Genomic DNA, 13,012 nt, shown 5'->3' with positions numbered 1-13,012 from the left:
GGGTGGGGGGTGAGGCTGTCGCACAGGCGCGCGCCGTCGCGCCAGGTGAACGGTGCGGCCGTCAGTTGAGGGGGACGGCCGCGCCGCTCGAAGTTGACCGGTACACCACAGGGACGGTAACGACTTTCTCCCTGACTGGAAACCCCTTTGAAACAAGATGGCACAACTTCATCCACCTGCCGGACAAAGTGAGCGGGCAGGGCGAAGCGCGCGCCCCCACTATGAGCGCGTACACCCCGTATCTCCCCCGCGCGCGGGGGACTTCACCCCTCGGGCGGCGGTCGCACCCCGATCAGCGCGGTGATCACCCGTTCCGTGGTCTCCACCATGTCAACGGCCCGGGGGTCCAGCAGCCACTGGGTCTGGAGCCCGTCCATCACCGCGATGATCCCGTTGGCCACGCTCTCCACCGGGAGGGTCGACGCCACCTCCCCCGCGTCCACCGCCTCCCGCAGCGCGCTGACCACGATGGCACGCAACCCCGTGTAGCGGCTGCGGAAGTACTCCTGCGCCGGGTGCCCCTCGGTCACGCTCTCCGCCGAGAGCACCGTGTAGAGCCGCACGATCCCGGCGCGCTCGGCGTTCAGCCGCGCGGTGTCCACCAGGTGCCGCAGCATCCCCAGCCCACGGGGGCGGCCGTCGCCCAGCGCCTCGATGTCCGACTTGTCGCGCAGCTCCAACACCCCGGTCAGCAGACCGGCCTTGGTGCGGAAGTGGTGCAGCACCCCGGCCTGGGTGAGGCCCGAGCGTTCGGCTATCTCGGCCAGCGAGGCGTTGTGGTAGCCGCGCGTGGCGAAGGTCTCCATGGCGATGCGCAGGATGTCGTCCCGCCGCTGGGCACCCTGGGCACGCGCGGGCGCGCTTGAGGACATGACCGGCTCCTGCCTTGGGGTTCACGCTCGGGCTCGGGTCGGACGTCCGCAGTCTACGACCGGCCGGGCGGCGCCCCCAGGTTCCGGAACCATCCAGTTCCGTTCCGGACCTACCAACTGGTCAGTCAGTCTGCTTACCTCTCTCCTGACGGGTCCACCGACCGGTCGGAACCGGTGGTCGCCACCACTGGTCGCTGCCGGTGGTCGGTGCCGGTGGTCGGTGCCGCCGGAACGACTGGTCACTCAACTGGTCACCTGACATCAGCTGACATCAGGCGACCAGCTGCCAGTTACCAGTGACCAGTTGCCAGTGACCGGTTACCAGTGACCAGTGCCCGGTCGACGCCCCACAGCGATCCCCCACGTCCCGGCCCATCCCAGGGAGCCGCACATGAGAACCGTCCTCGCACGACACCGTTCACCGCTGCGCGTCGGCCTGTTGGGGCTGACCGCGGGCGCGCTGCTGGCCGGCGGCCTCGGCGTGGTCGCCGGCACCTCGGCGCAGGCCGCGCCGAGCACCGCCCGGGCGTGGCTGACCACGCCGGACGGGCAGAACCGGCTCGCCGACCGCGGCGAGCTGTCCTTCGACGGCCAGCCGGCCGCCACCGACATCTGGGTCGACGGCCGCCAGCGCCACCAGGAGTTCAGCGGCGCCGGCGCCTCGGTGACCGAGGCCTCCGCCGGCCTGGTGCGGTCGCTGCCGGACGGCGACCGCGAGGCACTGCTGGACTCGCTCTTCTCCCGGGACGGCGACGGCATCGGGCTGAGCTATCTGCGCCAGCCGCTGGGCAGCACCGACTTCAACACGGGCGACTTCTACACCTACGAGGACACCCCGGGACAGTTCTCGATCGACCGCGACCGCGAGCTGATCATCCCGGTGCTGAACGACGCGCTGGCCCGCAACCCCGACCTCCGTCTGATGGGCAGCCCCTGGTCACCGCCGGCCTGGATGAAGTCGGAGAACTCCCTCAACGGCGGCACCCTGCTCCCCGAGCACTACGAGGACTACGCCGACTACCTGGTCGAGGCGGTGCGCGCCTACGGCGACGCGGGCATCGAACTGAGCGACCTGACCGCGCAGAACGAACCGCTCTTCGCCACCAGTTACCCGTCCACCTCCATGAGCCCGTCCGAACAGGCCGCGTTCCTCCGGGTGTTGGACACCGCGCTGACCGAGGCCGGGCTGCCGACCCAGCTGTTCGCCTACGACCACAACTGGGACGAGCCCGGCTACCCGTTGGAGGTGCTCGGGGCGACCTCCGACCTCGACCGGGTCGCCGGCGCCGCGTTCCACTGCTACGGCGGACAGCCCGAGGCCCAGGGCGAACTCGTCGCGGCGGGTGAACGCGTCTTCTTCACCGAGTGCTCCGGCACCGACAGCGACGACCCGTCCTCGACCTTCGCCGACACGCTGCGCTGGCAGGCCGAGAACCTGGTCGTCCGCAACATGCGCCACGGCGGCGAGACCGTCATCACCTGGAACCTCGCCCTCGACGCCCAGGGCGGCCCCCACCAGGGCCACTGCGACACCCGCTGCAACGGCGTCGTCGAGATCGCCGGCGACCAGGTCACCCGCAACGCCGAGTTCTACGTCCTCGGCCACCTCACCAAGTTCCTCGACCCGGGCGCCCGCCGCCTCGACTCCACCAGCGAGGACCCGGGCGGCCTCCAGAACGTGGTCTTCGAGAACCCCGACGGCACCCGCGTCGCCTACGTCGTCAACGCGAGCGACACCGCCCGCGACTTCTCCCTCACGGACGACGGCGCCTCCCTGACCGACACCCTCCCCGCCGGAGCGGTGGCCACCTACACCTGGACGCTCTGACCCGACGGGCACCCCGGCCCCATCCCCGCCCGGGGCATGTCCCGGTTCAGCGCGGCACCCCGGTGTCGATGCGCCGGAAGCGGCGGGCCCTCTCGGTCCGACCCCCGCCGGTGATGTCGAGCAGCAACGCGTCCCCGTTCCAGATGCCGTCGACCGTCACGATTCCCCCGTCGAGATGGCCGCGCGTCGCGAACGACAGCCGCCGGCCGCGCAGCGTGTACGTGGAGCGGTGGACACCGCGCATCGGGTTGTCCGGGCGCAGCCACCGCGCGAGCGCGGCGGCCTGCTCGGGCCCCGGCGCGGGTTTGACCAGTACGTCGAGAACGGTGCCGTCCCGGTAGAGGCGGAACACCCGCACGTCCGCGGCGAAGATGCCGACGGGGCGGCGGGCCGCGCTTCGGCTCGTTCGTCGGGGCACTCGTGGCCGCCTCCCTCCGTGGACTCCACACGGACGGCCAGGCCCGGCCGCCCGGGGAGAACGACCCTAGTCCCGCGTTCGGCGGCCGGTTTACCAGTCCGACGCTGAACTGAGCCTGCAACAGTCCACTCGCGACATACGTGAACTGGTTCGCACGGACTGGCTGGAACAACACGGCGAGGCACGAGGTCGGTTCTACACGGCGGGGCCGAGGACCCGCGCCGTACAGGAGTCCGTGCGGCGATCCACCGAGCCGTTCGTCTACCCGTACCGGCGGTAGGTCCCGCCGGAAAGCGCACTCGCCGTTCAAGGGTGACCGTCGACTCCCTCACACGGATGAGCCCGGCACGGTGCGCCGACATGGTGGGCCCGGGTTCATCGCGTCTCGTCGGCCTCGCCCAGGACGACGTCGTACCTGTTGGACGCCCTGTCATAGCGGGCCTCGGCCGGCAGCGGCGGAAATCCGAAGTACTCGGCGGCCCAGCCGAGTACGGCGAGCGCCGCCGCCTCCGGCTGGTAGTCGGTCAGCGGGTAGTCCAACCGCTCGACCGTGACCGTCACCTGGGCCGTTCCCACGGCGGTCCTGATCGCCGGCGCGGCGTACAGCAGCCCTGGCACCAACTGCTCCCGGTCTTCCTCCGTGGTGTTCTGATCCCGCACTTCCAACGACAGGCCGTCCGCGACCGGGACAGCCGCTCCGGTGGGTTCGTTCGCCCTGACCGAAGCGGTCAGGTCGACGAGCAGGCCCCAGGGGCCCGAGATATGGCGGTAGGCGTAGGAGGTGGCCACGAAGTTCCCTGTCATCCCGGTCAGACGAAACCGAGTCCGCCGCACACGGACGCGTCGAAGAAGTGATCCGCCCTCGTCATCGCGTTGGGCACGCGCGACAGCGCCTCGACTGCCGCCGCCGGGACAGCGTACGTTCCCGCCGTCACTCACGTAGCGCGCGGTACGGTCCCGGTTCGCGAGTCACCGAAGGGCCGGCCTCGTCACGGCACGGGCGGTGTCGTGCGACGCATGGGGGCCTCCTTCTCGTGGCGTCACGCTCCTCGTGGCGTCGCGCCCGGTGGAACGACGGTAGCCCCGCGGCGCGGTCAGCGTAGTGGGGAGGTGGCGCCGTGGGAGGCCCGGCGGAGCCGGGTGCGCGCCGCCCGCGCCACCGGCGGCGTGCCGGCCCGGGGAGAACGCGCGGTCATGGCGCCCGGGTGGCGCGGCCCCCGCCGCCCACGCCCCCGTCGACAGCGCACGACGCCACGCCCCGCGCCCCTCCCCCTCGTAGCCGCCTGCCACGGCCATCCGCACGCGACGGAGAGCCGGCCGACCACGCGCCACGTAGACCGCCCACAGCTGCCGCGGAAGCGGGGACATGCGCCAGGTAGTCCGACCACCGTCACCGCCACCGCCGTGCGCAGCTCGAACGGATGAATCCTCCCGTTTCGGGTGGAAGAAGGGACGCGGAAGGAGGCATCGTCTCTGCGGAATTCCCGAGTTCCCCAAGGCTGCCGCATTCCCCAGCAACGGAAGAAGCAACGGACGAACGGGCGAACGGGACCGTCAGACAGGGGAGACCGTATGAACCAAGGCCAGGTACAAGCCCCGGACGCCGACCCGCCGTCGGGGGCGCCGCCGCGTGGGGCGGGCGCGTACGACCAGGAGCAGTTGGACGCCCTCCTCGCCGTCGAGCTCGGCCGGCTGATCCACGAGCGCCGGGTCGCGCTGGGACTGTCCCGGACCGAGTTGGCCGAGCGCGCCGAGATGACGCGTTCGCAGGTGTCCCGCATCGAGGGCGGAGGCTCCCTGCCGACGCTGCAACCGCTGCAACGGCTGGTGAAGGCGCTGGACGGCGCGCTGAGTGTCACCCTGGACGCGGAGAGTTCCCACATCAGCTTCACCCCGCACCCCCACCCCACCTGACGCCGTTCCCGACAGCCACGTGACACCGTTCGCGACAACCGGCTGGCACCGTTCGCGGCGGCCACCCGACGCCGCTCGCGGCGGCCGGCCCGTTTCGTTCCCTCCCCCACGGGTACCCGGCGCCGGCCCGTGCCGGGTTCTCATCCGGCCGGGCCCGTACCAGGAGGTGATCGGCCCATGCCGGGACGGAAGGACATGCCCTCGACGTTGGAGCGCTCCCCGGAAAGCGCGCAGCGCACCTGGGTGAAGGCGCACGACAACGCGCTCAAGGAGTACGGCCGGGGGCAGCGCGCCCAGCGGGTCGCCTACGGGGCGCTCAAGCACACGCACGAGAAGGTCGGCGACCACTGGGAACGCAAGGAGCGCGGCCGGAAGGCGCCGTCCGATCCCCAGTCGGCCAGGCCGCGCCAGGTCGGCGGGCGCAGCGGGCAGGGCGTGGACGAGAAGGACACCAAGGCGCACCTGTACGAGATGGCCAGGCGGCTGGACGTTCCCGGGCGTTCCCGGATGGACCGTCGCGAGCTGTTGGGCGCCGTCAAGGCGGCGAACCGGCGCGCGACCCGCCGGGCCAGGTCCCGTTGACCACGGGCGAGGACGCCCGGCGGGCGGAGGCGCCCGCCGGGGGTCACGCTCCGGTGGTGCTGCCGGACGAGGAGACGCTCGCCGCGTTGGACACGCGGTGGCGGGCCGCGAACTACCTGTCCGTCGGGCAGATCTATCTGCTGGACAACCCGCTGCTGCGGGAGCCGCTGCGGCCCGAGCACATCAAGCCCCGGCTGCTGGGCCACTGGGGCACCACCCCGGGGCTGAACCTGGTGCACGCGCACCTGGACCGGGCGATCGTCGAACGGGATCTGGACGCCCTCGCCGTCTGGGGGCCGGGGCACGGCGGGCCGGCGCCGTTGGCCAACTCCTGGCTGGACGGCAGCTACACCGAGACCTACCCGGACGTGACCAGGGACGCGGCGGGGATGGGGCGGCTGTTCAAGCAGTTCTCCTTCCCGGGCGGGGTGCCGAGCCATGTGGCGCCCGAGACGCCGGGTTCGATCCACGAGGGCGGCGAGCTGGGCTACTCGCTGGCCCACGCGTACGGCGCGGCCTGCGACAACCCGAACCTGCTGGTGGCCTGCGTGATCGGGGACGGCGAGGCGGAGACGGGGCCGCTGGCCGCGTCCTGGCACGCCAACAAGTTCCTCGACCCGGTGCACGACGGCGCGGTGCTGCCGATCCTGCACCTCAACGGCTACAAGATCGCGAACCCGACGGTGCTGGCCCGCGTTCCCGAGCCGGAGCTTGACCAGTACCTGCGGGGCGTGGGGCACGACCCGCTCTATGTGACGGGCGACGAACCCGCCGCCGTGCACCGGGAGTTGGCGGCGGCGCTGGACACCGCGCTGGACCGGATCGCCGATGTGTGGTGGGCGGCGCGGCGGCAGGGCGTGCGGGCGCGGCCCCGCTGGCCGATGATCGTGCTGCGCACGCCGAAGGGGTTCACCGGGCCGGCCGAGGTGGACGGGCTGCCCGTGGAGGGCACCTGGCGGGCGCACCAGATCCCGTTGTCCGACCCGAGGGGGAACCCGGCGCATCTGGCGGAGTTGGAGAAGTGGCTTCGTTCCTACCGCCCCGAGGAACTGTTCGACGAGGAGGGCGGGCCGACGGCGGCCGTGCTGTCGGGGCTTCCCACGGGCGAGCGCAGGCTGGGCGCCAATCCGCACGCCAACGGCGGTCTGCTGCTGCGCGCGCTGCCGCTGCCCGCGCTGGAGGAGTGCGCGGTCGAGGTGGCGTCACCTGGCACGGGCAGTCATGAACCGACCAAGGTACTGGGCGGGTTGCTCGCCCGGGTGATGGCGTCGACGGCGGAACGTCGCGACTTCCGGCTGGTCGGCCCGGACGAGACCGCGTCCAACCGGCTCCAGGACGTGTACCGCGCGACGGACAAGACCTGGCAGACGGCGATCCTGCCGGTGGACGAGCACCTGTCCCACGAGGGCCGGGTGATGGAGGTGCTCTCCGAACACCTCTGCCAGGGCTGGCTGGAGGGGTACCTGCTGACCGGCCGCCACGGGATGTTCTCCAGCTACGAGGCGTTCGCGCACATCGTCGGCTCGATGGCCAACCAGCACATCAAGTGGCTGCGCACCTCCCGGCGGCTGCCCTGGCGGCGGCCGGTGGCGTCGCTGAACTACCTGCTGACCTCGCACGTCTGGCGACAGGATCACAACGGCTTCTCGCACCAGGACCCGGGCTTCGTCGACCAGGTCCTCAACAAGGCGCCCGAGGTCGTGCGGGTCTATCTGCCGCCGGACACCAACACGCTGCTGGCCGTGGCCGACCACGTGCTGCGCAGCAGGGACTACGTGAACGTGGTGGTCGCCGGCAAGCAGCCGTGCTTCGACTGGCTCGACCTGGAGGCGGCGCGGGCGCACTGCGCGGCGGGCGCGGGGATCTGGGAGTGGGCCGGAACGGAGGGTTCCGGCGGCGGGGGCGCGGGCGGCGCGGGCCCGGGCGGCCGAGAGCCGGACGTGGTGCTGGGGTGTGCGGGCGACGTGCCGACGCAGGAGGTGCTGGCGGCGGCCGACCTGCTGCGGCGGCATCTGCCGGAGTTGGCGGTGCGGGTCGTCAACGTCGTGGACATCGCGCGGCTGATGGCGCCGGAGGACCATCCGCACGGGATGTCGGACCGCGACTACCACGCGCTGTTCACCCGCGACCGGCCGGTGATCTTCGCGTACCACGGCTATCCGTGGCTGATCCACCGGCTGACGTTCCACCGTGACAACCACCCGCAGCTGCATGTGCGCGGCTATCTGGAGGAGGGGTCGACGACCACGCCGTTCGACATGGTGGTCCGCAACGACCTGGACCGGTACCGGCTGGTGATGGACGTCATCGACCGCGTCCCCGGCCTCTCGGTCCGGGCGGCGCGGCTGCGGCAACGGATGGCGGAGGCCCGCTTCCGGCACGGGCGTTGGGTGACGGAACACGGGACGGACCTCCCGGAGGTCGCGAACTGGCACTGGGGCGCGGTGTAGCCCTGCGGGCGGCTCGCGGACGACAACGGCGCCCGGGCCGCACGGTGCGTTGTCGCGTGCACCCCGCAGACGGTTGCTCGCGCAGTTCCCCGCGCCCCTTCACCGCCGGTAGGCGCCTTGGGGGCGCGGGGAACTGCGCGGTGCATTCGTGGCGGGGATCAGACGACGGCGACGACAAGACCACACGGCGGGTCGTCACACACCGCACAGTGGGCAGCGCACAGCGGACAGCGCCCCTTCACTGCCGGTGGGCGGGCGCGAGGTCGTTCCGGTTATGCCCCGTCAGGGGCACATCCTCGGGGCGGGGCGCTCGTTGATGAGTTCGCGAAAACGTCCCGGTGAACCGTTCGCCGCAGGCGGGTACGCGGCCACGCCGCCACCCGACCACGCGGCACGTGACGAGCGTCACTCGCTCACCGGCAACCCACGAGGCTTCCCAGGAGGTCGAAACCGGTATGAGGATCTCGTTCCTGCTGCACAACGCATACGGGATCGGGGGCACGATCAGGACGACGTTCAACCTGGCCGAGGCCCTCGTCCCGCGCCATGAGGTGGAGATCATCTCCGTCCTCCGCCACCGCGAGGAGCCCAACTTCTCGCTCGACCCGCGGGTGCGTCTGCGCCCGCTGGTCGACCTGCGCACCGAACGGGACGATCCGCGGCATCTCAGACCCGCCCGGGTCTTTCCGGCCGCCGAATACCGCTACAGCCAGTACAGCGCCCTGACGGACGAGCGGATCGCCCACTGCCTCGCCACGCTCGAAGCGGACGTGGTGATCGGCACCCGCCCGGGGCTGAACGTGCATCTCGCGCTCCAGGGGCCGCGCGAGGCGGTGCTGGTCGGCCAGGAGCATCTGACGCTCGACAACCACCCGCCGGGGCTGCGCAACGAGCTGCGCCGTGTCTATCCGCGGCTGGACGCCCTGACGACCGTCACCCATGCCGACGCCGCCGCCTACCAGCGGAAGATGCGGCTTCCCGGCGTGCGGGTCGAGGCGCTGCCGAACAGCGTTCCGCCGCCGGCGCTGCCGCCCGCCGACCCGAGCGCGAAGATCGTGGTCGCCGCGGGGCGGCTGGTCCGGGTGAAGCGCTACGACCTGCTGATCCGCTCGTTCGCCCGGGTCGCCGCCGAGCGGCCCGACTGGCAGCTGCGGATCTACGGCAAGGGCGAGGAGCGCGACCGGCTGCGCGCCCTGATCAACGAACTCGGCCTGTACAACAACGTGTTCCTGATGGGTGCCGCGCCCGCCATGGAGGCCGAGTGGGTGAAGGGCTCGATCGGGGCCTCCACCTCCAGCTTCGAGCCGTTCGGGATGACGCTGGTGGAGGCGATGCGCTGCGGGCTGCCCGTGGTGAGCACCGACTGCCCGCACGGGCCGGCGGAGATCATCACCCCGGGGAAGGACGGCCGGCTGGTGCCGGTCGGTGACCAGCGGGCGCTCGGCGAGGCGCTGCTGGAACTGGTCAACAACGACGCGCTGCGGGCCTCCATGAGCGAGGGCGCACTGGTCAACTCCCGGCGCTATGACCCGGTTCCGATCATCGAGCAGGCCGAACGGCTCTTCACCGAGCTGCACGAGGTCAAGGCGAGTGGTCGGCCGCGCGTCTCGCTGGGCGCCAGGGTCGGGGCCCGACTGGTCAACCGTGGTCATCTGGTCAGGGACGCCGCGTTCGCCGCCGCCGTCTCCACGTTGCGCACCGTCCGAAGGGGTAACCGTTGAGCCAGGCCACCGTCGTAGAAGCGCCGCGCGTCGACTGCCGGGTCGACGAGGAGGGCAGGCTCCGTTTCGAGCTGGAGCTGCCCGAGGCCACCGCGCCCCAGCTGCTGCTGCGGCTTCGGCCGAAGAAGGGCGAGGAGGAGACCACGGGGCACGCCGTCGAGCTGGTCGAGGTGGCGGAGACACCCGGCCGCTGGCGGGCCGAGATCGGGTCCAACCCCCGGCTGCGCGAGGGGCGTTGGGACACCTATGTGCTGGCGGACCCGGAGCGGCCCCGGGCGCGGCTGCTGCCCGGGCTGCGCGACCTGCGCGCGCTGGCGCCCACGGCGCCCGTCGAACCGCTGCTGTCCGACGGCGTGTTGCGGGTGCGGCTGCCCTACCGCACCAAGGACGGGTTTCTCGCGGTCCGCGCCTGGCAGCGCGACGGGCACGCCGAGGTCGACGAGGTGCGGCCGGAGCCGGAGGGCGTGACGGTGCGCGGGCGGCTGCTGGGCCGCGAGTTCGGGCCGGGTGCCGCCGTCGTGCTGCGGCGGCGCGGCAAGGCGGGCCCGGAGCGGGAGGCGGCGCTGGAGCCGGGCGAGGACGGCGCGTTCACGTTCACCGCCGACTACCGGGCGCTGCCGACCGAGGCGGGCGCCACGTCGGTGTGGAACGTGTTCGTCCGGCCGGCCGCCGACGCCCGCCCGGTGCGGGTGGCGCGGCTGCTGGACGATATCCCCGACCGCAAGGCCGTCTTCGTCTACCCGGAGGCGACGGTGGGCTCGGCCGTGTTCCGGCCGTACTTCACGATCGACAACGACGTGTCGATCCAGGTGTCGCCCGGCGACTGACACCCTGGGGGACGGGAAGGCTCCCGTCGGGCATCGGCGGGCGGCGTCGACGAAGGGGAGGGCGCGGGCGATGAGCGGCGGGGACGGGCGGGTCCACAACCAGAGCAGCGGAACGGTGTTCGGGGCGCAGGTCCAGGCCGGCGTGATCGAGGCGCTCACCGTGGTGCACGCCCAACGGCCGCCCGTCCCCCGGGACGTGCCGGCTCCCGCCCACGGCTTCGTCAACCGGGCGGCCGAACTCGCCGCGCTGGACGCCGCGTGGGAGGCCGCGCGGGCGCGGGGCCCGGAGGGCGCGGGCGGCCCGGCGCTGCTGGTGCTCACGGGCGACGGCGGGATCGGCAAGTCGGCGCTGAGCTACCAGTGGGCGGCCCGGCACGTCGAGCGGTTCCCCGACGGCCAGTTGTACGTCGACCTCGCCCAGGAGCGCCGGGGCGGCGCCGTCGACCTGGGCACGGTGGCCGCCTACCTGGCCCGACGGCTGGGCGTCGGCGCCGACTTCGTGCCGGCCGACCCGGCGGGGCGCGCCGCCGTCTACCGTTCCGCCACCGCGGGCCGCCACGGGCTGCTGCTGGTGGTGGACAACGCGGAACACGCGGCCGAGGTCCGCGCCCTGCTGCCGCGTCACGGGATGGTGCTGGTCACCAGCCGCCGCCCGCTGGGCACGCTGCGGATGGACGGCGCGCGGCCGGTGCCGGTGGGCGAGCTGGACACCGCGGCCTGCCGGGAGTTGGTCCGTTCCTGGCTGGACGAGAGCGAGGTCAGCGACGCGGCGCTCGGCGGGCTGCTGCGGGTGTGCGGGGGCCGGCCGCTGACGCTGTGGACGGTGGGGGAACGGCTGTTGGACGGTTCCGGCGCCGGCGTGGAGCGGGTGGTGGCCGAGCTGGCCCGGGAGGGAGAGGCCGTCACGATGCGGCACGCGTTCGACCGGGTCCTGGCGAGCTTCCCGCCGGCGACGCGCCGGCTCTACCGGCTGCTGGGCGCGCTGCCCGGGCCGACGTTCCCCCGCGAGCTGGCCCTGAGCCTCGGGGTCGACGACGCGTCCGCGGGGCTGGACGCGTTGGAGGCCGCGCGGCTGGTCACCCGGCGGGCGCCGGGCCACTACGCGTTCCACGACGAGGTGCGGGCGCACGCGGCGACACTGCCGGACGAGGCGGAGCGGGCGGCGGCGCGGGAGGCGGGTTCCGCGTTCGCATGGGCCGTCTGCGAGTTGGTGGACCGCGCGGTGCTCGGCGAACGGCTGCGGCTGACCGGCGACGAGCCCCGCCCCGAGGTGGCGGCCCTTCCCGAACTCTCCGCGCCCGGCGAGGCGTTGGACTGGATGGAACGCGAACACGCCGGCGTGCTGGCGCTGTTGCGGGCGGCGGCCGAGGACGGGCGCCACGAGCGGGTGTGGCTGATGTGTCAGGCGCTGTGGGCGTACTACCACAGCCGCAAGCCCTACGGGGACTGGATCGAGTCCCACCGGCTCGGCGTGGTGGCGGCCCGCTGGGCCGGACGGCCGGACGCCGAGCTGCGAATGGTCAACCAACTGGCGCGCGCCCGTGTGGAGTTGCGCGAGTACGCGGCGGCCGAGGAGACCCTGGAGCCGGCGGAGGCGCTGCTCGCGGCGGTCCCGCAGCGGCAGCTGCGCGGTGTGCTGCACGAGACCAGGGGCGTGCTGGCCCGCGCGGTCGGGCGCCCGGCGGAGGCGGCGGAGCACTTCCGGGCGGCGAAGGACGCCAACGCGGGCGACGAGCGTGGCATGGCCGTGCAGGGCTACCAACTCGCCGGCGCCCTGCTGGACCTCGGCCGGCCCGAGGCCGCGCTCGCCGAGCTGGACGAGGCGCTGGCCCGGGTGCCGGGCGAACGCAACGCGGCGCTGCACGCGCGGATCGGCCTCGTGCGCGGGGAGGCGTTGCGCGCGGCCGGCCGGACGGCGGAGGCCGTCGCCGCGCTGGACGCCTCGGCGGCCCTGGCCGAACGCCTCGGCCTGTGGGCCAAGGCGCGGGCGGCGCTGCTGGTTCTCGCGGAGCTGACCCGGGAGCCGGAGGCCGCGGCGCGGGTCGCGGAGCGGCTCGCGGAGGCCGACCGCGGGGCCGGCGTTCCGCCGGCGCCTCCGGCGGGGTGAGGGGGCGCCAGCCCACACCAGGGGCGCGGGGAACTGCGCGAGCAACCCACCAGCGGGCTCACGCCGACAACCCACCTTGCCGGTGCGGACCGTGGTCGACTGCGGCCCGCCACCCATGCACCGCGCAGTTCCCCGCGCCCCCAAGCGGGCCGTCACCTGCCGCAGGTGAACCCGCACCCGCACGACGACGCCAGCCCCCACCAGGGGCGCGGGGAACTGCGCGAACAACCCACCACCGGGGCGCAGACGACAACCCACCCAGACCGGCAAGGTCAGTAGTCGACCAACCCCCG

10 protein-coding genes are annotated in these 13,012 nt (G+C 73.1%); 7 read left to right on the top strand and 3 right to left on the bottom strand.

The annotated features are described in order from the left end of the window. Positions 1 to 263 precede the first annotated feature (263 nt). The gene (locus FH715_RS02905) at positions 264 to 872 is read right to left on the bottom strand and encodes a TetR family transcriptional regulator (protein ID WP_281290687.1); all 609 of its coding nucleotides are present in this window, start codon (positions 870 to 872) and stop codon (positions 264 to 266) included. Positions 873 to 1,263: 391 nt separating this feature from the next. On the opposite strand from FH715_RS02905, the gene FH715_RS02900 reads away from it, so the two are divergent. Continuing rightward, positions 1,264 to 2,700, top strand: a complete 1,437-nt coding sequence (locus FH715_RS02900; RefSeq protein WP_139640432.1) for a glycoside hydrolase family 30 protein — start codon at positions 1,264 to 1,266, stop codon at positions 2,698 to 2,700. Between the two features lie 46 nt (positions 2,701 to 2,746). Here FH715_RS02900 and FH715_RS28020 read toward each other — a convergent pair whose 3' ends face one another. After that, positions 2,747 to 3,118: a hypothetical protein gene (locus tag FH715_RS28020; RefSeq protein ID WP_170184611.1), complete on the bottom strand. Its 372-nt coding sequence runs from the start codon at positions 3,116 to 3,118 to the stop codon at positions 2,747 to 2,749. Positions 3,119 to 3,493: 375 nt separating this feature from the next. After that, complete coding sequence (locus FH715_RS02885; RefSeq protein WP_139640430.1) at positions 3,494 to 3,922, bottom strand: hypothetical protein; 429 nt, start codon at positions 3,920 to 3,922, stop codon at positions 3,494 to 3,496. Positions 3,923 to 4,690: 768 nt separating this feature from the next. Here FH715_RS02885 and FH715_RS02880 point away from each other — a divergent pair. From FH715_RS02880 to FH715_RS02855, 6 genes are all read left to right on the top strand, one after another. After that, positions 4,691 to 5,032, top strand: a complete 342-nt coding sequence (locus FH715_RS02880; RefSeq protein ID WP_139640429.1) for a helix-turn-helix domain-containing protein — start codon at positions 4,691 to 4,693, stop codon at positions 5,030 to 5,032. A gap of 177 nt (positions 5,033 to 5,209) precedes the next feature. Beyond that, the gene (locus tag FH715_RS02875; RefSeq protein WP_139640428.1) at positions 5,210 to 5,614 is read left to right on the top strand and encodes a ChaB family protein; all 405 of its coding nucleotides are present in this window, start codon (positions 5,210 to 5,212) and stop codon (positions 5,612 to 5,614) included. Further along, on the top strand, positions 5,611 to 8,064 hold the full coding sequence (locus tag FH715_RS02870; protein WP_211367405.1) for a phosphoketolase family protein: 2,454 nt from the start codon (positions 5,611 to 5,613) through the stop codon (positions 8,062 to 8,064). The genes FH715_RS02875 and FH715_RS02870 overlap by 4 nt, the downstream gene beginning before the upstream one ends. A 455-nt stretch (positions 8,065 to 8,519) precedes the next feature. Continuing rightward, positions 8,520 to 9,785: a glycosyltransferase family 4 protein gene (locus FH715_RS02865; RefSeq protein WP_139640427.1), complete on the top strand. Its 1,266-nt coding sequence runs from the start codon at positions 8,520 to 8,522 to the stop codon at positions 9,783 to 9,785. Continuing rightward, positions 9,782 to 10,612 (top strand): transferase, encoded by an 831-nt coding sequence (locus FH715_RS02860; protein ID WP_139640426.1) that lies wholly within the window; start codon positions 9,782 to 9,784, stop codon positions 10,610 to 10,612. The genes FH715_RS02865 and FH715_RS02860 overlap by 4 nt, the downstream gene beginning before the upstream one ends. A 70-nt stretch (positions 10,613 to 10,682) precedes the next feature. Next, the gene (locus FH715_RS02855) at positions 10,683 to 12,719 is read left to right on the top strand and encodes an ATP-binding protein (RefSeq protein WP_139640425.1); all 2,037 of its coding nucleotides are present in this window, start codon (positions 10,683 to 10,685) and stop codon (positions 12,717 to 12,719) included. Positions 12,720 to 13,012: the final 293 nt, after the last annotated feature.

It is taken from the genome of Streptomyces sedi (assembly GCF_006335015.1).
Lineage (GTDB): Bacteria > Actinomycetota > Actinomycetes > Streptomycetales > Streptomycetaceae > Streptomyces > Streptomyces sedi.
This window is presented reverse-complemented; position numbering and strand designations above follow the sequence as displayed.

Bases quoted from the DNA above. Each gene is read 5' to 3' on its own strand.
- FH715_RS02905 (WP_281290687.1), bottom strand. From the start codon at position 872: ATGTCCTCAAGCGCGCCCGCGCGTGCCCAGGGTGCCCAGCGGCGGGAC.
- FH715_RS02900 (WP_139640432.1), top strand. From the start codon at position 1,264: ATGAGAACCGTCCTCGCACGACACCGTTCACCGCTGCGCGTCGGCCTG.
- FH715_RS02885 (WP_139640430.1), bottom strand. From the start codon at position 3,922: ATGACAGGGAACTTCGTGGCCACCTCCTACGCCTACCGCCATATCTCG.
- FH715_RS02880 (WP_139640429.1), top strand. From the start codon at position 4,691: ATGAACCAAGGCCAGGTACAAGCCCCGGACGCCGACCCGCCGTCGGGG.
- FH715_RS02875 (WP_139640428.1), top strand. From the start codon at position 5,210: ATGCCGGGACGGAAGGACATGCCCTCGACGTTGGAGCGCTCCCCGGAA.
- FH715_RS02865 (WP_139640427.1), top strand. From the start codon at position 8,520: ATGAGGATCTCGTTCCTGCTGCACAACGCATACGGGATCGGGGGCACG.
- FH715_RS02855 (WP_139640425.1), top strand. From the start codon at position 10,683: ATGAGCGGCGGGGACGGGCGGGTCCACAACCAGAGCAGCGGAACGGTG.